We start from the raw sequence: 20,234 nt of genomic DNA on the forward strand, positions 1-20,234 counted from the left end.
GGACGGTCGAAACCGTGTCATCGAGGAGGGGTGGCCATGAGGGGTGGACTGGACGAGACACTGGCCCGGCTGGCCCGGCGCGAGGAGGCGCTGCGCCGGCGGAGCACCGACCCGGGCGGGGACACCGACCCACCGGCCAGCCTGGCGGCGGGCCAGCACCGCGCCCGGGCGCCCGAGCCGCTCCCGGTCGACGAGGTCGCCGAAGCCGTACGCCGGATCGTGCAGCGGCACCCCGCTCTGGCGGTCGAGTTGCGGGTGGCACACGACAGCCGCGCGTACCCGCTGCGAGTGGCCTGGTCGGAGGGGAGCGTGACGGTCAGCGCGGAGCCCGCGCCCCCGCCGGCGTGGCCGCTGTCGGCGCGAACCGTGCCGGCCTGGTCGTCGCGCCTCGACGGACCGGCTGCGGACCCGGCGGCCCGGCTCGCGGACCTGATCCGCCGTGACCCGTCCCTGCTCAGCGACATCGACCCGACGCGGTAGGGCCAGGCCGCCCGACCAGGAGTTCTTTCCCGCACCGGCTAGGGTTCGGCGGGTGGGGGAATCGGAGCTCACCTTGACCGCCAGCCTGCGCCCGGCGGCGCTGGACGCCCGGCGGGGCATCGTCCGGGTGCACCCGGAGGTGCTCACCGCGCTGGGGCTCCGTCCCGGCGACCCGGTCCGGCTGGCCGGCCGGCGGGTGACCGCCGGGATCGTCGCGGCGGCCGAGCCAACCGCCAGCCCCGGCCTGCTGTACGCCGACGACCTGACGCTGGGCAACCTCGGGGTACGCGACGGGAGCCAGGTGACGGTCGGCCCGGCCCCGGTCACCGCCGCCCGTCGGGTCGTGCTGACCGGCCCGGCCCAGGTGGTCGCGGCAGTCTCCCCGGAGATGCTCCGGCTCGCGCTGCTCGGCAAGGTGGTCACCGCCGGGGACGACGTCTCGCTGCTTCCGCAGGACGTGCTGCCGGACACGTCGGTGCGCGGCCTGGTCGAGGCGGTCCGGCACAGCCTCGCCAACCGGGTCGGCTACGCCTGGACGAGCACGCTGCTCGCCGTCGTCGCGGCCGAGCCCGGGAAGGCCGGGGAGCCCGGAGAGTCGGAGTCGGAGTCGGAGTCGGCGATGCTGGTCACCATGGACACGGTCGTCTGCTGGCGGCACGGCCCGGTCACCCACGGCTCGACGAACGCCCCGACCGGCGGTGGCGCGCCCGCCGGGACGCCCACCGGGTGGCCGGCGATTCCCGGCGCGGGCGGTGACGTCCCGTCGGGCGGCGGACCCGCCGCGGGTGGGTCGGCGACACAGCCCGCCGCCCCGGGCACCGGTCTGACCGATCCGCCCCGGCGAGCCGGCGCGCCGACGGAGACCGGTACCGCCGCCCGCGACGCGCCCTCGGTGGACGAGTTGCCCGGCCTCCGGCCGCAGGCCGAGGAGCTGACCGAGCTGCTCGACCTGGGCTTCCACCACGGCGAGGTGCTCCGCCGGCTCGGCACCGAGGTGTCCCTCGGTGTGCTGCTCGACGGGCCGGCCGGTTCCGGCAAGTCGGCCCTGGTCCAGGCGGTGGCCGCCCGGGTGGGGGCCCGGGTCCGGCCGATCTGGGCGCCCGAGCTGGCCGCGCTCACCAACGCGGCGGCGGTCGACCGGTTGCGTTCGGCCGCCGCCGCGGCACGCGCGGACGGGCCGGCGGTCCTGTTGGTCACCGACGTCGAGGCGCTCGCCCCGGCCGAGGCGCCCGGCCCGGTCGCCACCGTGTTCCGCCAGGTGGTCGCCGAGGCCGTGGCGGCCGGCGCGGCCGTGGTGTGCACGACCGGCCGCCCCGAGGCGGTCGACCCCGCCCTGCGCGCCCCGGACCTGCTCGCCGTGCGGATCACCGTGCCGATGCCGGACGCCGCCCTGCGGCGGGAACAGCTGGGGGTGCTGACCCGGCCGATGCCGCTCGCCGAGGACGTCCAGCTCGACGAGGTCGCCGCGCGGACCCCGGGCTTCGTCGCCGCCGACCTGGTTGGGCTGGTCCGCGAGGCCGGGGTCCGCGCGGCACTGCGGCAGAAGGCGGCGAAGCGTCCGACGGTGACGATGGCGGACTTCTCCGCCGCGCTGGAGGTGGTCCGGCCGACCACCATGGCGGCGTCCACCCTGGAGTTGGCGTCGGTCACCCTCGACGATGTCGGGGACCTGGTCGAGGTCAAGCAAGCGTTGACCGAGTCGGTGCTGTGGCCGCTTACGTACCCGGACACGTTCGCCCGGCTCGGTGTGCAGCCGCCGCGCGGGGTGCTGCTCTACGGGCCACCTGGGTGCGGCAAGACGTACCTGGTGACGGCGCTGGCCGGCTCCGGTCGGGCGAACGTGCTCTCGGTCAAGGGCCCGGAGCTGCTGTCGAAGTGGGTGGGCGACAGCGAGCGCGCGGTCCGCGAGCTGTTCCGGCGAGCCCGGGAGGCCGCACCGACGCTGGTGTTTCTCGACGAGGTGGACGCGCTCGCGCCGGTACGCGGGCAGGCCACCGACGGCGGCACCACCGATCGGGTGGTGGCCGCTCTGCTCACCGAGCTGGACGGGGTGGAGGCGCTGCGGAACGTGGTGGTGGTCGGCGCGACCAACCGGCCGGACCTGGTCGACCCCGCCCTGTTGCGCCCCGGCCGGTTGGAACGCCTGGTGTACGTCCCACCACCGGACGGGCCGGCCCGGGCGGAGATCCTGCGGGCCGCGTCCCGCGCGGTGCCGCTCGGGCCCGACGTGGACCTCACCGCGCTCGCCGAGGAACTGGCCGGCTTCTCGGCGGCGGACTGCGCGGCGCTGGTCCGGGAGGCGGCGCTCGCCGCGATGCGGGAGTCACTCGCCGCCGCCACGGTCACCGCGGCACACGTGGCGACGGCCCGTGCCCGCGTCCGCCCCTCCCTGGACCCGGCCCAGGTCGCCTGGCTCGCCGCGTACGCGGCGCGGTGACGCTCAGCCCGGCCAGACCGCCCGGTGCGGTCCGTCGGAATCAGCGCACCGGGGGAGCCGAATCGAGACAGATCTCGGCGTACGTTCGGCCATTCTCCTCGCGTAGTTTCGCACCGCACTGGGTAAGAACGGACACCGCGCCGGAATTGTGCGGGGTGGTGGTCGCGAGCACCCGCCGCATACCGGCGGCGGCGGCCTCGTTGAGTAGTCCACGCAACGCGGCCGAACCGATCCCCTGCCCCCGGGCCGAGCGCCCCAGCCACAGCCCGGTCTCCACCGTGCCGGGATCGTCACAGCACGTCATCCGGATCATCCCGACGACCTCGCCGCCGACGAGGATCGCGTACATCTGGGTGCGGGTCCGGCCGGCCAGCCCGCCGAAGCTGGCCCGATGGAACTCCCGGAACGCCTCCCGCCGCGCGTGCGACCAGCCGGCGGGGGCCTCGACGGGCGGCATGACGTCGCCCGGCTCAGCCTCGGCAGCCGCTACGGAGAGCAACGACTCCAGGTTGCTCTCACTCATCGGCTCCAACCGCACGGCACTCGTCACGTGCCGCAGTCTGCCGGTGCCCGTTGGACCGAGTCCACCCCGTTGAGCGCCGACTGGCGGTCCAGCCGGAGGTATCAGCCGGTCGGCCCCCATCGTGTTTCTCCTCACGCTCCGTCGCCAAACTCACAGAGCACCGCGGACGCGTCGTCGGCTGGCTTGTGCCGACGGAGGCGCCCCGGGAGTTCCCGCTCGGCGGCGCGTACCCGGTCGACCAGGGCCGCCGGCCCCTCCGCGGTCACCAGGTCCAGCAGTCCCGTCCAGTCGAACAGACCGAAGTGTTCCACCGCCGCGGACGCCCCGTCGCTGAGCAGCACCGCCCGCCGCAGCTCACCTGGCCCGCCGGCCGGCAGCGTCCCGGCCAGCGCGTGGTACGCGGCGTCGGGGTCCGTCGCCGCCACCCAGTAGCCGTGCGTCCGGTTCATCCGCTCCCGTTGCGCCATGACCGCGTGCCGGAACCGGCTGGCCCGGTCGGCGGCGACTCGGTCGGCCGGCGTTCCCGCAGCCGCGCCGGCCGCAAGTCCAGCCGGCGTTCCCGCAGCCGCGCCGGCCGCAAGTCCAGCCGGCGTTCCCGCAGCCGCGCCGGCCGCAAGTCCAGCCGCCGTCGCCCGGACATCAGCCAGCGCGTTAGCCAGGCGGTCGTCGATCACCACGCTCACCCGACCACCGACGTCGAGCACCAACGGGCTGTCACAGAGCACCAGCCAGTCGACTTGGTCACCGCCGTCCCGCAGCAGGCACACCGTGCTCGACGGGGTGCCCGGATGATCCAGGTCGCACTGGTCGCCGTGGTCGGCGCGGACCGCCAGGATCGCCGCGGCGAGGTTACTCATCAGCGTCGCCGCCGGTCGGGCCGCCTCGGCCAGCCCGATCCGGGCCGCGAGGTGCCGCACGTACCAGGATGGGCCGTGGACGCACCCGGTGTCGAACCCCTCCGGCACGGTGGCGCCGTCGAGCACGCCGACCAGCGGCCCGAAGCGGAACACGACGTCCTCGTTGACCGGGCGGTCAGGCGACGGGGCCGAGGCCGACCGCACCCGCATCGTCCGCGGGACGGCGGACCGACGCGGGTCGTCCACCGCCTCCGGGGCACGGCTGCCCACCCGAGGGTCGGCCGGGTCACGCACCCGGCTCGCCCCGGTGCCCAGGTCCTCAGCCGTGTACGGGGCGTCGACCACCCACTCGTGCGGCTGCGCCCCGGTCGAGGTCGCCGGGGCGGGCGCGGCCGGTCGCCCAGCCGGACCGCGCGGCCGATCACCGGGTCCCGTCCCACTCATGGCCCGCTCCCTCCGCCACAGCCCGTCCGGACCTGCGCACCGGTGGCGACCCGGCTACCCACGTCGCGGCCCGGCATGCCGCTCGGCCTACGGGCGGGCCCGGGTTCCGTCAACCCGGCGCATCGACACCACGACGGAGGGTAGCGTCAGCACCGGTCGGCCGCCAGGCCGACCCGGCGGCGAGAGCCGCCCGTCCGCGAGAGGGAGGATCGCAGATGTTGCAGCGCCTACACGAGGCCGGATTCCGGGCGGAGCATGCGTACCTGGCGGGCTTCGCGAGTATCGGCCTGTCGTTCACGAGTTGGTTCCTCTCCAAGCATCTGGAGCGGGCAGGTGTGGACCGCGCCGACCGCTGGGGGATCTTCGTCGGCGAGTGGGCTCCGACCTTCTTCGCCATCGGCGCCGCGCTGCGAACGTACGAGAAGGATTGACGGATCCGCGGGCACGCCGGTCCTGGATGGGACACGGTCGCCCGCCTCAGCGGCGGCGGTTGCGGGCGCGGGAGGCGCGCAGCCGGCGCAGCCGGCCGACCAGCACCGGCGCGGCGGCCAGCGCGGCCGGCTTGTCGAGCAGTGCGTTCAACAGCTGGTAGTAACGGGTGGCCGAGAGGCCGAATCGGTCCCGGATGGCCTGTTCCTTGGCGCCGGCGTGGCGCCACCACTGCTGTTCGAAGTCGAGGATGCCCCGCTCACGCTCGGTCAACCGGTCCGCCGTCCCGGCGGCCGGCTCCGGACCGCGCCCGCCGTCGTCCTCCGGCGGGACCATCTCCACCTCGGGTGCGGGCCGGGGCGGGGGAACAGCTCGTTCGCCGGTCGTCCGGCCACCGGCCCGGCCGTCCCCGGACGGCTCGGCGGCGGTCGGGACGGCGTCAGGCGGCATGACACTCCTCGCGAGGGCGGTCGGCCCGGCGGCGCCGACCCGGAGGCCCAGCCTAGTGGTCGCCTGCCACGCCCGCGCGGGACGCTGTCCGGCGGACCGAGGGCGGCGTACCGGACGTCGTACCGGGGCCAACACGAGCGGGCGGCGCCACGAGCGGGCCGGTGACCAGCCCTTCCTCGCGGCTCAAGCGCTGATGACCTGGACCCCGGCGGCGCGGAACGCATCGACCACCTCGGACGCCGCCCCGGAATCGGTGACGAGCGTCTGCACCCGGTCCACCGGGCAGATCCGGGCGAACGCGTGACCACCCAACTTGGACGAGTCCGCGATGATGACGACCCGTTTGGCCCGCGCCACCATCAGGTTGTTCATCGCGGCCTCACCCTCGTGGTGAGCGGCGGCACCGAGCTGGGGGTCGATCGCGTCCACGCCGAGCAGGGCGACGTCCAGGGTGACCTCGCGCAGCAGGGCCCCGCCGAGCGGGCCGACCAGCTCGAAGGACTTGGGCCGCACGACACCGCCGGCCACCACCACCTTCATCCGCGATCGGACCAGCAGCTCGTTGGCGATGTTCAGGGCGTTGGTCACCACGGTGAGCTGGGCACCGTCGGCGCTGGTGTTCAGGTCCGGTCGGACGGCCAGGGCCCGGGCCACCTCGGTGCTCGTGGTGCCGCCGTTGAGGCCGACCACCGTACCGGGGGCCACCAGGGCGGCGGCTGCGGCGCCGATCCGCTGCTTTTCGGCCGAGTGCTTGGCGGTCTTGTAGCGCAGCGGCAGGTCGTACGAGACACCGTTGGCGACCGCGCCACCCCGGGTCCGCGTGATCATCTGCTGCTGGGCGAGCTGGTCGAAGTCCCGCCGGATGGTGGCCTGGGAGACGTCCAGCCGCTCGGCGGCCTCCTCCACGCCGACCCGACCGCTGTCGGTCAGCATTTCGAGCAGGGCGTTCCATCTGGCGTACCGGTCCACCCCAGGCCCTCCAGTCTGCTGCGCGGTCGGTGATTGGTTGCGTGCACACTAGTGCGCGAAACCATGCGAGGCAAAACCCTTCCCTGCTCGATCGCGAACCTCGGTTGCCACGGCCATCAGGTTCGCGCAGAATAGCGCGCGAAAGACGGGCCTTACGAGCCGTATTGCGCACCGCCCTCTGGAGAGTTCTCATGTCGTACGTCGACGCGGAGATCGCGAGCCAGCCCGACTGCTGGCGAGAGGCGGCGCAGCTGGCCGCCACGGTGGCCGACCGGCTACCCCGGCCCGGGGAACGAGTCGCCGTCGTGGGGTGCGGCACGTCGTGGTTCATGGCGATGGCGTACGCGACCCGCCGCGAACACGCCGGCAAGGGCGAGACCGACGCCTTCCAGGCCAGCGAGTTCCCCGCCGGTCGCCGCTACGACCGGGTCATCGCGATCACCCGATCCGGCACCACCACCGAGGTCACCGACCTGCTCGCCGCGCTGCGCGGGGTGCTGCCCACCACCGTCCTGGTCGGTGACCCCGTGGCGCCCGCCGTCGCGCTGGCCGACGCCACGGTGCCCCTGCCCTTCGCCGACGAACGCGCCGTGGTGCAGAGCCGATTCGCGACCACGGCGCTGGCCCTGCTCCGGGCCCACCTCGGCGACAACGTGGCCGCGCTCTCCGCCGACGCGGAGGTGGCGGTGCGCGCCCCCCTGCCGATCGACCCGGCCCGCATCGAGCAGGTCACCTTCCTCGGCCGTGGCTGGACCGTCGGTCTGGCCCACGAGGCCGCGCTGAAGTGCCGCGAGGCCGCCACCTTCTGGGCCGAGGCGTACCCCGCCATGGACTACCGGCACGGCCCGATCTCGGTCGCCGCGCCGGGCCGGCTGGTCTGGGCGCTCGGTGACCTGCCCGACGGGCTACCGGAGGACGTCGCGGCCACCGGCGCCGCCTTCGTCCACAGCCGAACGCACGGGTACCGCAGCGTGATCGGCACGTGGGCCGCCGGCCGTACACCGCTGGACCCGATGGCCGACCTGATCCTGACGCAGCGCTTCGCCGTCACCCTCGCCACCAGCCGGGGTCTCGACCCGGACGCGCCCCGGCACCTGAGCCGCTCCGTGGTCCTGGCGTGAGTGCGGGCGGCGAGCCCGCCCACACCGGAGGGCCCGGTCAGCGTGAGGTCGTCGTCGCGCTCGACGTCGGCGGCACCGGGATGAAGTGTGCCCTGGTCCGCCGGGACGGCACAGCCGTGCGCCCCGAGCGGCACCCGACGGAGGCCGCCCGGGGCTCGGCGGCCGTCGTCGAGACCATCCTGGACGTGGCCGAGACGTTGGCCGGCAAGGCCCGCTTGGACGGGCTCATCCCGGTCGCGGTTGGCGTCGCCGTCCCGGGCGTCATCGACGAGGCCCGTGGCGTGGCGGTCTGGTCGGCAAACGTCGGCTTCCGTGACGTACCCCTGCGGGACCTCGCCGAGGCCCGGCTCGGGCTACCGGTGGCGCTCGGCCACGACGTGCGCGCCGGGGGCCTCGCCGAGGCCCGGCTCGGCGCCGGCCGGGACGTCCGACACGTCCTCTTCGTCGCCGTCGGCACCGGAATCGCCGCCGCGCACGTGGTCGGGAGGTCGGCCGCTACCGGCGCACACGGTGCCGCCGGCGAGATCGGCCACATTCTGGTCCGCCCCGCCGGCCCCATCTGCGGCTGCGGCCGGCGGGGCTGCCTGGAGGCGGTCGCGTCGGCGTCGGCGGTGGCCCGCCGCTACGCCGAACTGACTGCGGCGGCCGGCGGCGCCGGCCACGGGACGACGCCCGACACCCCCGCCACCGGGCCGGGCCGCCACACCGGCCCTGCCGCCACCGGCCCTGCCGCCACCGGCCCTGCGACCACCGGCCCGCCGCCGGTGAGCGCGGCGGAGGTGGCGGCGCGGGCCCGTGCCGGTGACCCGCTGGCCGGCCAGGTCTGGTCGGAGGCGGTAGCGGCGCTCGCCGACGGCCTCGCCACCGGCCAGGCGCTCTTCGACGTGGAGACGATCGTGCTGGGCGGTGGTCTGGCGCAGGCCGGCGCCCAACTGCTCGACCCGCTGCGCGCCGCGCTGCACGACCGGATGACCTTCCACCGCGAGCCGCGTCTGGTCCCGGCGGCCCTCGGCGACGAGGCCGGCTGCCTCGGTGCCGCCCTGCTCGCCCTCGACGAACTGGAGAAGCGATGACGCTACGGGTGACCGGCAAGGTGGTGACTCCGACCGGAGTGATCCGGCAGGGCTGTGTGGAAATCAACGGCGGGCGGATCACAGCCGTCGCCGAGTACCCGTCGGTGCGCGACGGACACTGGGTCCTGCCCGGCTTCGTGGACATGCACACCCACGGTGGCGGCGGCCACACCTTCACCACCGGCGAGGCCGACGAGGCGCGCGCGGCGGCCGGGTTCCACCTCCGCCACGGCACCACCACCGTGCTGGCCAGTCTGGTGAGTTCGCCGTTCGAGCTGATGCGCGCCGCCACCACGGCGTACCGTCCGCTGGTCGCCGAGGGGGTGCTCGCGGGCATCCACTTCGAGGGCCCGTACCTGTCCGCGGCCCGCTGCGGAGCGCAGAACCCTGACTTCCTGCGCGACCCGTCCACCGAGGAGTTGGCCGAGCTGATCGAGTTGGGCGGCGGCGCGGTCCGGATGGTCACCCTGGCCCCGGAGCGCGACGGCGCGTTGACGGCCGTCAAGCTGCTCACCGCCCGCGGCGTGGTGGTGGCGGTCGGTCACACCGATGCCACGTACGACCAAACCCGCGCTGCCATCGCAGCCGGCGCGAGCGTCGCCACCCATTTGTTCAACGGCATGCGTCCGGTGCACCACCGCGAGCCCGGACCGGTGGTAGCCCTGCTGGGCGCCCCGAACGTCGTCTGCGAACTGGTCGCCGACGGGGTGCACCTGCACGACGGCACGCTGGCGTTCGCCACCGCCACGGCCGGTCCCGAACGGACAGCGCTGATCACCGACGCGATGGCCGCCGCCGGCATGCCCGACGGCGAGTACGAGCTGGGCGGCCAGGCCGTGTCGGTGGCAGCCGGTGTGGCCCGGCTGGCCCGGGACAGCGCGATCGCCGGCAGCACGCTGACCATGGACGCCGCGCTGCGGCACGCGGTGACGGCCGGGATCGCCGTCCCGGACGCCGCCCGGATGGTGGCCACCACTCCGGCCCGCGCGATCGGCCTCGGCGACCGCCTGGGAGCCCTCCAGGCCGGGCTCCGCGCCGACCTGGTGGTGCTCGACGACGACCTGAAGGTGGTCCGGGTGATGCGCGCCGGCACCTGGCTCGACTGATCAGGAACCACCCGGCCGCCGATGACGCCGCTGCGAGCCTGTCGAGCTGCCCCGTCCATACGTCCGGCACGACACGCCCGTCCGGCTCGGGGACAAGCTCACTCGGGGGGAACGAGCCCACTCTGGGAGACAAGCTCGGGGACACGCCCACTCGGAGACAAGCCCACTCGCGGAGCCAGGCCCACTCGGGAACGAGCCGAGCCGGCTCGACCATCGGGTTGCCTGCGCCGGCGGACGCCGGGCCGTGCGCTGGCCGGGTAGCCGCCGTGCCACCCGAAGGCAGGCGAAGCTGCCCCGTCAGTGGGGCAGCTCGACAGTCGACTACGGAGCCCTCTTCTCGCGCCGACGACAGGCGGCAACCGCAGCCGACGGCTACCCCTGACCTATGCAACCCCGACAGCAGCCCCAACCGACGGCAACCGCCGACAGGCAACAACCCCGACCGGCCAACCTCGACAGGCAACAACCCCCGAACGGCAGCAACGTCGACCGGCTGACCAGGGGACGCCCGCCGGCGGCCGCGGGTTCAGCCGGCCGTGGGGATCGCCCCGCCGAGCACGGCCTGCTCGTCGGGGCGGTGCGCGAGTACGTCCGCCAGGTACGACTGCACCGCCGGTGCCATGCCGACGTCCCGACCGGCCCGCTCGGACAACAGCCACTTGTACTCGATGATCTGCGCGAAGATCTCCTGCGGCTCCAGCTTGCGGCGCAGGTGCGCCGGGACCGCGCGGACCACCGGCTCGAAGACCTCGGTCAGCCAGCGGTGCGCCGCCTGCTGCTCGTCGATCGGGTAGCACTCCGCCCGGTACGCGTCCAGGTCGTTGAGCAGCCGGCGGGCCTGGTTCTCCTCGGCGTCCAAGCCGGTCAGGCGGAGCAGCCGCCGGCAGTGGTAGCCGACGTCGACCACCTTCGGTCGGACCAGGTACCGCCCGTCGTCGATCGTCGACACGGCGATCTCGGCCACGTCGAAGCCCAACTCGTTGAGCCGGCGGATCCGGCCCTCGATGTCGTGCCGGGCCTCCCGCTCGACCTGCTGCTCGTAGGTGACCTCGTGCCACAGCCGCTGGTAGCGCCGCACGACCTCCGCGCTGACCACCTCGGGGTCGATCGAGTCGTGCAGCAGCCCGGCGGCCTGGAGGTCCAACGCCTCGCCGAAGATGTTCACCTGGGCGATCTCCAGGTCCTCCCCCCGCTGCCCGTTGGACAGCGAGCGGTGCAGGGCCCCGGTCTCCGCGTCCACCAGGTACGCGGCGAAGGCGCCCGCGTCCCGGCGGAACAGGGTGTTCGACAGCGAGCAGTCGCCCCAGAAGAACCCGGTCAGATGCATCCGCACCAGCAGCGCGGCCAGCGCGTCGAGCAGCCGCTGCATCGTCTCCAGGCGCAGCGTGTGCGAGAACAGCGCCCGGTACGGCAGGGAGAACTGGAGGTGCCGGGTGATCAGCACCGGGTCCAGCGGTTCGCCGTCGTCGGACTGCCGGTCGGCGACGATCGCCACCGCCTCCACCGTCGGGAAGCCGATCCGCTCCAGGGCGCGCAGCAGGTCGTACTCCCGCTCGGCGACCCGCTCGCCGGTCTCCTTGACCGCGTACACGTAGTCGCCCAGCCGGACGAACCGCACGACGTGCCGGGAGATGCCCTGGGGCAGCGCCACCAAATGTTCCGCTGGCCACTCCGTCAGCGGGGTCGACCAGGGCAGGTCGAGCAGCGCCGGGTCGACGAGGGCCGAAGTGATCCGCACGCGTCAAGTCTGACGTCCCTCCCGCCGCGGTGCCTCCCCACGTGGCTGGGCACACAGCCACTCGGGGCCGTGGGCGGCCAGCCGACGCGCCGGGCCGGTAGCGTGACGGCGTGCGGGAGACCACGGCGGTATGGCGGCAGGTGCGGCTCCAGCCGGTGCGCCCGCCCGGCTGGTGGTTCGACGCCCTGTTGCTCGCCGGCCTCGTGGCCCTGACCACCGCCCTCACGGCGGGCCACCTCTTCGGTCTGGACCGCTCGGTCGCCGACTGGTCGGACGCGCATCGCCCGGCGGGGGCGTACTGGGTCGCGCGGATCCTGAACCACGTCGGGCAGGGCACCCCGTTGACGCTGATCGCCGCCGGCTTGGGCGCCCTGCTGGCGGTGCGGCTCCGGTCGGTCCGCCCCATGCTGCCGCCGGTGGTCGCGTTCGGGCTCACCTACCTGACGATCGGGCCGCTGAAGGTGTGGACGGCCCGGCCGGCGCCGAGCGCCAGCGTGCGGGAGCCGTACCTGCCGCCGGAGCGGACGCTACCGCTCTTCCAGGACGACCTGCCGGTGCGCTTCGCCCAGTCGTACCCGTCCGGGCACGTCGCCAACGCGATCGTCTGGTACGGCGTGATCGCCCTGCTGATCGTCCCAGTGCTGCGCGGTTTCGGACGCCCGGTCCCGCCCCGGTTGGTGACCGTGGTCCGGATCGTCCCACCACTGGTGGTGCTCTGCACCACCACGTACCTGGGCTGGCACTGGCTGACCGACTCGGTGGCCGGGCTGCTGCTCGGCCTGCTGCTGGACCGGCTGCTGCACCGGGTGCCGTGGGACGACCTGCCGCTTCCCCGTGCGGTCGACCGCTGGAACCGGCCGTTCACCTCGGATCCCTAGGGTCGGCTGCCGTGGAGCAACTGGCGCGCCGGCTCGGCGTACGTGACGCGGTGGTCATCGGTCTCGGCTCGATGCTCGGCGCGGGCGTCTTCGTGGTCTTCGCCCCCGCCGCGGCGGCGGCCGGCGGCTACGGTGTGCTGGCGGCGCTCGCGCTCGCCGGCTTCGTCGCCTTCTGCAACGCGACCAGTTCGGCCCGGCTCGCCGCCCGGTACCCCGAGTCCGGCGGCACCTACGTCTACGGCCGGGAGCGCCTCGGCCCGTACGCCGGGTTCCTGGCCGGCTGGGGATTCGTCGTCGGCAAGACCGCGAGCTGCGCGGCGATGGCGCTGACCATCGGGGCGTACCTCTGGCCGGAGCAGGCCCGGCTCGTCGCGGTCGCCGCGGTCGTCGCGGTGACCGCCGTGAACCTGCGCGGCGTCGCCAAGACCGCGACCGCCACCCGGATCCTGGTGGTGGTCGTGCTGGCCGTGCTGACCCTGGTCGCGGTGACCGGCGCGGCCGACGTCTCGCTCGGCCGGCTCGACGCCCCGGGCGGCACCGCCCGGGGCATCCTCACCGCCGCCGGCCTGCTCTTCTTCGCCTTCGCCGGGTACGCCCGCGTCGCCACCCTCGGCGAGGAGGTCCGCGACCCGGAGCGGACCATCCCCAAAGCGGTGCCGCTGGCGCTCGGCCTGGCACTGGCGATCTACCTGACACTGGCCGTGATCACCCTCGGCGTGCTCGGGCCGGCACGGCTCGCCGGCTCGGCCGCGCCCCTGGCCGACGTGGTGACCGCCGCCGGGCTACCCGGCCTCGCCTGGGTGGTCCGCGCCGGGGCGGCCGTCGCCGTGACCGGGGTGCTCCTCAGCTTGGTGGCCGGGGTCGGCCGCACCACCCTCGCCATGGCCCGCCGCCGCGATTTACCCGCCGCGCTGGCCGCCATCCACCCGGCCCACCAGGTGCCCCACCGCGCCGAACTGGCCGTCGCCGCCGTGGTGATCGTCGCGGTGCTGCTCGGCGACGTCCGCGACGCGATCGGCTTCTCCAGCGTCACCGTGCTGGTCTACTACGCCGTCACCAACGCCTCGGCACTCACGCTGGGACGCGACCCGGAGCGGAAGCTGCCGGTCCAGGCGCTCGCCGTGGCCGGACTGGCCGGCTGCCTGCTACTCGCGGTCAACCTGCCACTGCCCAGCATGCTCGCCGGCTTCGCCGTCCTCACCCTCGGCGCCCTCTGGCATACCCTCCGCCCCACGCGCCGTTGACCGATCCAAGGTGACAGAGAGCTTCCGCCACCGCCCCGGTCTACGGAGTCGAATGGCGCAAATCAGTATAGCTGAGCCGTCGGCTTCGGGAGATATGTCTCGTACTTCTTCTTTATGAGCGAGTTGTAGGCATAACCCCAGAGTCGGGCCCCTCGGAAAGTCCAAATCGTGCCGTTTCTTACATCCACGACAGCAGGTTGGGTCATAGCCGCGAAGCCGGCCCCGTTCAGCCTGTATGCCTTTTGGGTCAGTGCCGTCGCGGCCGGATCCGCCGCCTTTGTCACCAGGACAGGCAGCATGACGACGCCCGACTGCATCCCGCGCCACTGTCCTTTGCGCTCCAGTCCGAGATTCACCACGTCGTCGACGAAGGTTCGCAGGGTTTCCTCGTCAACCCGTTTCATCTCTGCGGCGACCGTAAAGAGGTGAATCCTGGTCAGCGCCCGAATCTGCGGCCGATAGCCGACGACGACAGGTACGGCGCCGATGCGCTCACCCGTCACTGCACATCTGTCGGCCACCAGCCGTTGCCGAACCATTTCTACGTAATCATTTGGCGATACCATCTCAAGTCGTCCCCTTAACTCCGCGCCATCGATCGAGCATAGAAAAGTAGAATGGCGCCCCTACAATAGCCTTTAATAGGTATATGGCGACCATAGCCAAAAGGACTACCGCCAGGGCCCTCCCGAGAAGCCAGAGAACCCCGTAGAGAAACGACCAGATCTCAGCCACTGGCCTGCCATAGCTACAGTTACCCAGCTCTCGCTCTCCGCATGCCTCACGCAGAGTAATGACGGTTCCCACATCCTGCGGACCAGCGATAGAACGGTCGACAGACGCTTGAATCTGCGCACCGTCCCGCTGAACTGACACTTGACAGACCCACCAGTAACCTATTCCATGATGGCTCACCGGCCCTACCCGACTACACTCCTGGATCACCGCCTGAACCGACCGTTCCGTCGGACCGAGCGGACGGACGGAACCGCTGCCAGGATACAAGCTGTTGACCGTCAAGTACACAAGCGCCAGCACGTACGCCACACCAAGGGTGACCGCCATGAAGAACAATTGCTGGAGCCGATAGAGGATCGGTCCGTATCGCTGCCAGTTCCGGAGCTCGCTCTCCCGAAACTTTCCTTCCCCCCTCGCCCGGTCCGGGTTGCCGGCCATCAAAACCCGCCGCCTAACGCGCCGCCGATAAATGCCGGCACCACAGTACGCGGGCTGAGGGAATACTGTCGTAGATCATCTCTCGTCGCCGGCATAACCGCCCCGACCGTTCCTGCCGCCAAACCATCTGGCGAACGGGCACCGTTGAGAACCATACGGCCGGTGTCGAAAGCAACCGAGGCGTGCCCCCTGAAGCCTCCGCCAGCCTTGACCACGTCCGCCGCCCATTGTTCCCGGCTACCCCTAATGAATGCACCAAGGTTCTGGCCGGACGATCCCCCGAGCAAACGGCTAACCGTTCTCGGCGCGCCTTGTCGCACGGCCGTCACGGTACCACGCCCGAGTGCGACTACCGAGGAGCCGGCGCCGGGCAGGATCTTGCTAACGCCAGACGTTGCGAATCCCTTAATAGCACCACCAGCAGCGGCACCAATGCCACCGCCCAGCAGTCCCAAACCCGCACCAACAACGCCATCGAGAGCAAGGCTGCCCATCGAACACCGACTCTCGTCACCACCGGAGCACTTCAGCGCGCCGCTGACGAGCCCGGTCACCGCGCCGCCGAGGGCCCCGCACAGGAGAGCACCACTACCACCCGTGACCGCCGTGCACGTTAGACCCACAGCGACACCGGCGACGACGCTGACCACGTCCGCGTTCTCTTCAGCCGGGAGTGTCAAGTTAACGGCTGATCTTGGTTGTTGAGGTGGTCAGTTGTTGGCCGGGGTGAGCCGGCCTTCGAAGGCGATCTGGAAGGCGTTCAGTGGTGCTTTCCAGCGTATGGTCCAGCGTCGGCGGCCGGCTCCGGTCGGGTCGAGGCTCATCAAGGCCATGTAGACGCACTTGAGTGCGGCCTGCTCGTTCGGGAAGTGGCCACGAGCTCGCACGGCCCTGCGGATACGGGCGTTGACGGACTCGATCGCGTTCGTGGAGCAGATGACCTTGCGGATCTCCACGTCGAAGGCGAGGAACGGCACGAACTCCGCCCACGCGTTCTCCCACAGCTTCACGATCGCCGGATACTTACGGCCCCACGCCTCGGCGAACTCGAGGAACCGCTCGGTGGCGGCGTCCTCGGTCGCCGCGGTGTAGACCGGCCGCAGCGCTTTGGCGATCTTGTCCCAGTCCTGCCGGGCGGCGTAGCGGAACGAGTTGCGCAGCAGGTGCACCACACACGTCTGCACGATCGTGCGCGGCCACACCGTCTCCACCGTCTCCGGCAGTCCCTTGAGCCCGTCACAGACCAGCATCAGCACGTCGGCCACGCCGCGGTTCTTCAACTCGGTGAGCACGTGCAGCCAGTACTTGGCGCCCTCGCCGCCGTCACCGGCCCAGATACCGAGGATGTCGCGGTGGCCGTCGACGGTGACCGCCATCGCGAGGTAGATCGGCCGGTTCGCGACCTGACCGTCCCTGATCTTGACGTTGATGGCGTCGATGAACACGACCGGGTAGACCCGGTCCAGGGGCCGGTTCTGCCACTCGGCCATGCCGTCCATGACCTTGTCGGTGATCGTGGAGATGGTCTGCTTCGACACCTCAGCGCCGTAGACCTCAGCCAGGTGCGCGGCGATCTCGCCGTGGGTCAGGCCCTTGGCCGACAGCGACAGGACCATGTCGTCGACGCCGGTCAGACGCCGCTGCCGCTTACGCACGATCTGCGGCTCGAACGTCCCGGCGGCGTCGCGTGGGACCCGCACCTCGACCGGCCCGACGTCGGTGAGCACCGTCTTGGTCCGGCTGCCGTTACGGGTGTTCCCGCTACCCCGACCCGCCGGGTCGTGCTTGTCGTAGCCGACGTGGTCGGTGATCTCCCCATCCAACGCCGACTCGAGGACCCGCTTCGTCAGCTGCTGCAGCAGCCCACCCTCGCCGGTCAGCTTCAACCCGTCACCACGAGCCCGATCGACCAGCATCGCGATCAACTGCTCATCCGTGACCGCACCCACCGGCTCCACGGCCGGCTGTCCCACGGTGGTCTCGGTCGTCATCTGGCGTCTCTCCCTTGATCGGTCGATCAGCCGTTATTTGGGCCCTGTCTCACTTTCGGTGGTGACGGTGGGTGCTGTTATCCGAGGAGGATGCGGTGGCGGAGCAGGGTGAAGCCTGCTCGTCCGTGCATTTGACGTGCGATTCGTTTGGTCTTGGTGTTGACGCCTTCGGTGGGGCCGTTGCTGTAGGGGAGCGTGAGCGCGGCGTTCACGGCGTCGCGGTCGCGTTCCAGGCCTCGGGTGAAGGCGTGCAGATGAGGTAGATCGACCGTGCGAACCTGCAGGATCCAGTGCGAGAGCCGGTCGGTGTTTGCGGGTTGAGGCGTCAGGAGCTCGGCGAAGCGTCCGACAGCGGCGGCGAGTTGGGTCATCTCTGGGCAGGCTGCGGTGAGCCGTGCCAGTAGATCTCGGCGCTCGGGTTTGAGGTTGTCGGGTCTGGTGAGGATCATCCGGGCGAGGCGGCGTGGGGAGATGTGGCTGCGGTCGGCGTCCGCGCGGCCTTGGTTGATGTACTTGTGCAGGAGGTTGAGGCAGCCGGTGAAGCCGAGGGTCTTGATCTCGTCGAAGAGGTGCTTGACGCCGACGCTGGGGTCCTCGGCTCGACGTTTGCGTAGGTGTTCGCGGTAGGGGTCGACGAGGCTGGCACGGTATTTGGGGACGCGGAGCATCCGCTCGGGCCGGTCGGCTCGCGCGTAGCGCTTGACGGTGTTCAGGGCCAACTGCAGACGGCGGGCGCACTCCAGCAGGCCCACGCCTTGGTCGAGCAGGTCATGGACCTGGTGCCAGCGTTGCTGGGTCGTCCGCGCGCGGGGGCCGTCGTAGATGGGTGCGTCCAGGACGGGGGCCCAGCAGGTACTGTGCGCCTTCACCTCGCTGAGGGCGGCTTCACAGAGGTTGTGCCACAGGTGCCACCGGTCTGCGACCTGCACCGCGTCGGGCAGGGCGCGGCGAATGGCCTCGGCGTAGGTCGCCGAGCCGTCGCGGCATACGACCTCGACGCCGGGATGTGCGCGTAACCACGCTTCGAGGGTGTCGGCGGTGCGGTCGGGTAGCACGTCGATCCGCTCATGGGTCTCGGCGTCGATCACCACGGTGGCGTAGCGGTGCCGCCGGCGTAGAGCGAAATCGTCAACGCCGATCACCCGAGGCGTCCGCTCATTGGGCAGCGGGATGCACAGCAGGGCGCGTAGAGCCGTGTGACGGGACAGGCCCATGGCGAGTATCGCCAGCAGACGCGACCCTGCCCGGCCCGCTAACTCCTTGACGACGGCTTTGACCTGCCTGTTCAAACGGGCTGTGCGGCGCTGGTATCGCTCCAGCACCCCGGGAACCTGTTCACGGAAGGTGTGGCGGCAGCCGCGCGTGGGGCACACCAGACGCCGCACCCGCACACGGACCACCACCCGGCGCCCGTCGACCGGAACGTCGGCGACCGTCCGCCAGTGATAGCCGTGCACCCGTCCGGACGAGGCCCCGCACCTCGGGCAGACCGCAGTGTCACGCGGCGTCCGGGCCCGCACCACGATCCGCTCACCCTCGTCGGTCACGTCCTCGATGACCAGCGGGGACAGCCCCGAGAACACCGTCCGTACAAGTCTGTTGACATCCTCCACATAGGAACAACGACACCCGCCACCCTCCGTCACCACCGAAAGTGAGACAGGGCCGCTATTTGTACAGTCCCCTCGCCGGACCGACCTCGACACGGGCTGTCCCGGCAGCGGGCCACACCGGTGCCGGGACCGGCGCGTCCTTCACCCGCCGCTGCGCCCACGCCCGACCCGACACCGGCCCACCGTGCACGTCGAGCTTCTCCACCGGCGGCCGCACCGGCTTGACCGCCGGGGCCGGGGCGGCGGCCTCGACCGGCGCGCCGACCAGCAACGACACCACCAGCGGCACGACCGTCAAACCGGCGACCCACCGCCGGAACCCACCGGTCCGAGCAGGGTCCCGTCGCCGCAACGAACGGTGGACAGGTCGTACAGACATCATGGTTTCTCCCCGGAAAGGACAGCCGCACGGAGCAGAAGACGCCAACTCAGTACATCAACATGCGTAAAACTCGGTGGACCTGCTCCGCCCGACCCCACAGCCGACCCGAACAGGTCCAACCAACTAGTGTCCTGCGCCGGAAATTCGCCTACAAAATCGTGCGAGTGATTCGAGGATCTCTTCGGCCGTCTTTGTCCAGGTGAACGGCCGTGGGTCGCGGTTCCAGTCGGCGATCCAGGAGCGGATGTCGGCTTCCAGGGCTTGGACGCTTTTGTGGGCGCCGCGGCGGATCTTCTGCTCTGTGAGGTGGCCGAACCAGCGTTCGACCTGGTTGATCCAGGACGAGCCGGTCGGGGTGAAGTGCATGTGGAACCGGGGGTGGCGGGCCAGCCAGGCCCGCACGGCCGGGGTCTTGTGGGTGCCGTAGTTGTCGCAGACCAGGTGCACGTCCAACTCGGCTGGCACCGCTTTGTCGATGGTGGTCAGGAACTTCTTGAACTCGACGGCGCGGTGCTGGCGGTGCAACTCGCTGATCACATGGCCGTCGGCGATGTTGAACGCGGCGAACAGGCTGGTGATCCCGTTGCGGGTGTAGTCGTGGGTGCGCCGTTCGGGCATGCCGGGCATCATCGGCAGGACCGGCTGGGACCTGTCGAGTGCCTGGATCTGGCTCTTCTCGTCAACGCAGAGCACGACGGCCCGCTCGGGCGGGTTGTGGTAGAGCCCGACGACGTCGACGACCTTCTCGATGAACAGCGGGTCGGTGGACAGTTTGAAGGTCTCGGCACGGTGGGGCTTGAGGCCGAAATCCCGCCAGATTCGCCCGATCGTGGACTTCGATAACCCCGACTTCTCGGCCATCGACGTGCGCGACCAGTGGGTGGCGTTGCGCGGCGCCTGCTCCAACGTCGTCACCACCACGTCCTCGACCTGGTCGAGGCTGATCGACGGCGGGCGGCCTGGTCGCTGCTCGTCCATCAGTCCGTCCAGCCGCAGCTTCAGAAACCGCCGCCGCCACTTGCCCACCGTGGACAAATGCACTCCGAGATCCCTTGCGACGTCGGTGTTCGACGCACCGTCAGCACACGCCAGGACGATCCGCGAACGCATCGCCAGGACCTGCGACGACTTCGCCCGACGTACCCACCGCGTCAACGTCGCTCGCTCTTCGTCGGTCAGCGTCACCGGCGCAGTGGGACGCCCAGTTCTCGGCATCCCGTCACCCTACCCACTTATTAGGCGAATTTCCGGCGCAGGACACTAGGACCAGCTCACCGACGCCACAAGACTTGACCACTCGGGTCGAGCAACACCAGATCACCG

General features: G+C 71.6%; 18 protein-coding genes and 2 pseudogenes. 9 read left to right on the top strand and 11 right to left on the bottom strand.

The window, feature by feature from the left end; translation table 11 throughout:
- Nucleotides 1–36: 36 nt before the first annotated feature.
- The 3 genes and pseudogenes from QTQ03_RS16315 to QTQ03_RS16320 all read left to right on the top strand — a co-directional run.
- Nucleotides 37–480: a hypothetical protein gene (locus tag QTQ03_RS16315; protein ID WP_289278793.1), complete on the top strand. Its 444-nt coding sequence runs from the start codon at nucleotides 37–39 to the stop codon at nucleotides 478–480.
- Between the two features lie 52 nt (nucleotides 481–532).
- Nucleotides 533–1,159: pseudogene (locus QTQ03_RS30695) on the top strand (AAA family ATPase); the annotation flags it as partial.
- Between the two features lie 153 nt (nucleotides 1,160–1,312).
- Nucleotides 1,313–2,917, top strand: a pseudogene (locus tag QTQ03_RS16320) (AAA family ATPase); the annotation flags it as partial.
- Nucleotides 2,918–2,957: 40 nt separating this feature from the next.
- Here the strand turns inward: QTQ03_RS16320 and QTQ03_RS16325 are convergent.
- Together QTQ03_RS16325 and QTQ03_RS16330 are read right to left on the bottom strand one after the other, a co-directional pair.
- Nucleotides 2,958–3,467, bottom strand: a complete 510-nt coding sequence (locus tag QTQ03_RS16325) for a GNAT family N-acetyltransferase (protein ID WP_289278795.1) — start codon at nucleotides 3,465–3,467, stop codon at nucleotides 2,958–2,960.
- A 104-nt stretch (nucleotides 3,468–3,571) separates the two neighbouring features.
- Entirely contained in the window at nucleotides 3,572–4,507 is a 936-nt protein-coding gene (locus tag QTQ03_RS16330; protein WP_289280862.1) for a hypothetical protein, read from the bottom strand.
- 449 nt (nucleotides 4,508–4,956) lie between these two features.
- Here QTQ03_RS16330 and QTQ03_RS16335 point away from each other — a divergent pair, with 449 nt between their 5' ends.
- Nucleotides 4,957–5,172 carry a hypothetical protein gene (locus QTQ03_RS16335; RefSeq protein ID WP_289278796.1) on the top strand — a complete coding sequence of 72 codons (216 nt, stop codon included), beginning with the start codon at nucleotides 4,957–4,959 and terminating at the stop codon, nucleotides 5,170–5,172.
- Between the two features lie 46 nt (nucleotides 5,173–5,218).
- Here the strand turns inward: QTQ03_RS16335 and QTQ03_RS16340 are convergent, their stop codons facing one another.
- Together QTQ03_RS16340 and QTQ03_RS16345 are read right to left on the bottom strand one after the other, a co-directional pair.
- Nucleotides 5,219–5,620: a DUF3263 domain-containing protein gene (locus tag QTQ03_RS16340; RefSeq protein ID WP_289278797.1), complete on the bottom strand. Its 402-nt coding sequence runs from the start codon at nucleotides 5,618–5,620 to the stop codon at nucleotides 5,219–5,221.
- 183 nt (nucleotides 5,621–5,803) lie between these two features.
- The gene (locus QTQ03_RS16345; RefSeq protein WP_289278798.1) at nucleotides 5,804–6,589 is read right to left on the bottom strand and encodes a DeoR/GlpR family DNA-binding transcription regulator; all 786 of its coding nucleotides are present in this window, start codon (nucleotides 6,587–6,589) and stop codon (nucleotides 5,804–5,806) included.
- Nucleotides 6,590–6,780: 191 nt separating this feature from the next.
- Between QTQ03_RS16345 and QTQ03_RS16350 the strand changes: the two genes are divergently transcribed.
- Genes QTQ03_RS16350 through nagA form a run of 3 tightly spaced genes read left to right on the top strand, consistent with a single transcriptional unit; the run spans nucleotide 6,781 to nucleotide 9,889 of the window.
- Nucleotides 6,781–7,710 (top strand): SIS domain-containing protein, encoded by a 930-nt coding sequence (locus QTQ03_RS16350; protein WP_289278799.1) that lies wholly within the window; start codon nucleotides 6,781–6,783, stop codon nucleotides 7,708–7,710.
- On the top strand, nucleotides 7,707–8,783 hold the full coding sequence (locus QTQ03_RS16355; protein ID WP_289278800.1) for an ROK family protein: 1,077 nt from the start codon (nucleotides 7,707–7,709) through the stop codon (nucleotides 8,781–8,783). Before QTQ03_RS16350 ends, QTQ03_RS16355 begins: the two co-directional genes overlap by 4 nt.
- A complete protein-coding gene (gene nagA / locus QTQ03_RS16360; RefSeq protein WP_289278801.1) occupies nucleotides 8,780–9,889 on the top strand; it encodes an N-acetylglucosamine-6-phosphate deacetylase in 1,110 nt (369 codons plus the stop codon). Before QTQ03_RS16355 ends, nagA begins: the two co-directional genes overlap by 4 nt.
- Nucleotides 9,890–10,415: 526 nt before the next feature.
- Here nagA and QTQ03_RS16365 read toward each other — a convergent pair.
- Nucleotides 10,416–11,627, bottom strand: a complete 1,212-nt coding sequence (locus tag QTQ03_RS16365) for a DUF4032 domain-containing protein (RefSeq protein WP_289278802.1) — start codon at nucleotides 11,625–11,627, stop codon at nucleotides 10,416–10,418.
- 110 nt (nucleotides 11,628–11,737) lie between these two features.
- On the opposite strand from QTQ03_RS16365, the gene QTQ03_RS16370 reads away from it, so the two are divergent.
- Nucleotides 11,738–12,505, top strand: a complete 768-nt coding sequence (locus QTQ03_RS16370) for a phosphatase PAP2 family protein (protein ID WP_289278803.1) — start codon at nucleotides 11,738–11,740, stop codon at nucleotides 12,503–12,505.
- Nucleotides 12,506–12,516: 11 nt separating this feature from the next.
- The gene (locus QTQ03_RS16375; RefSeq protein ID WP_289278804.1) at nucleotides 12,517–13,749 is read left to right on the top strand and encodes an APC family permease; all 1,233 of its coding nucleotides are present in this window, start codon (nucleotides 12,517–12,519) and stop codon (nucleotides 13,747–13,749) included.
- A 62-nt stretch (nucleotides 13,750–13,811) separates the two neighbouring features.
- Here the strand turns inward: QTQ03_RS16375 and QTQ03_RS16380 are convergent, their stop codons facing one another.
- The 6 genes from QTQ03_RS16380 to QTQ03_RS16400 all read right to left on the bottom strand — a co-directional run bounded on the left by QTQ03_RS16380 (nucleotide 13,812) and on the right by QTQ03_RS16400 (nucleotide 20,126).
- A complete protein-coding gene (locus QTQ03_RS16380) occupies nucleotides 13,812–14,288 on the bottom strand; it encodes a hypothetical protein (RefSeq protein WP_289280863.1) in 477 nt (158 codons plus the stop codon).
- Nucleotides 14,289–14,316: 28 nt separating this feature from the next.
- Complete coding sequence (locus QTQ03_RS30355) at nucleotides 14,317–14,925, bottom strand: DUF6346 domain-containing protein (RefSeq protein ID WP_353890595.1); 609 nt, start codon at nucleotides 14,923–14,925, stop codon at nucleotides 14,317–14,319.
- A 710-nt stretch (nucleotides 14,926–15,635) separates the two neighbouring features.
- Nucleotides 15,636–16,841, bottom strand: a complete 1,206-nt coding sequence (locus QTQ03_RS16385; protein ID WP_289280776.1) for an IS256 family transposase — start codon at nucleotides 16,839–16,841, stop codon at nucleotides 15,636–15,638.
- Nucleotides 16,842–16,993: 152 nt separating this feature from the next.
- On the bottom strand, nucleotides 16,994–18,529 hold the full coding sequence (locus QTQ03_RS16390; protein ID WP_502889670.1) for an ISL3 family transposase: 1,536 nt from the start codon (nucleotides 18,527–18,529) through the stop codon (nucleotides 16,994–16,996).
- A 55-nt stretch (nucleotides 18,530–18,584) separates the two neighbouring features.
- Complete coding sequence (locus QTQ03_RS16395; protein ID WP_289278805.1) at nucleotides 18,585–18,908, bottom strand: hypothetical protein; 324 nt, start codon at nucleotides 18,906–18,908, stop codon at nucleotides 18,585–18,587.
- A 126-nt stretch (nucleotides 18,909–19,034) separates the two neighbouring features.
- On the bottom strand, nucleotides 19,035–20,126 hold the full coding sequence (locus QTQ03_RS16400; RefSeq protein WP_289278806.1) for an IS630 family transposase: 1,092 nt from the start codon (nucleotides 20,124–20,126) through the stop codon (nucleotides 19,035–19,037).
- Nucleotides 20,127–20,234 lie beyond the last annotated feature (108 nt).

This window comes from Micromonospora sp. WMMA1363 (assembly GCF_030345795.1).
In the GTDB taxonomy this organism is placed as follows: domain Bacteria; phylum Actinomycetota; class Actinomycetes; order Mycobacteriales; family Micromonosporaceae; genus Micromonospora.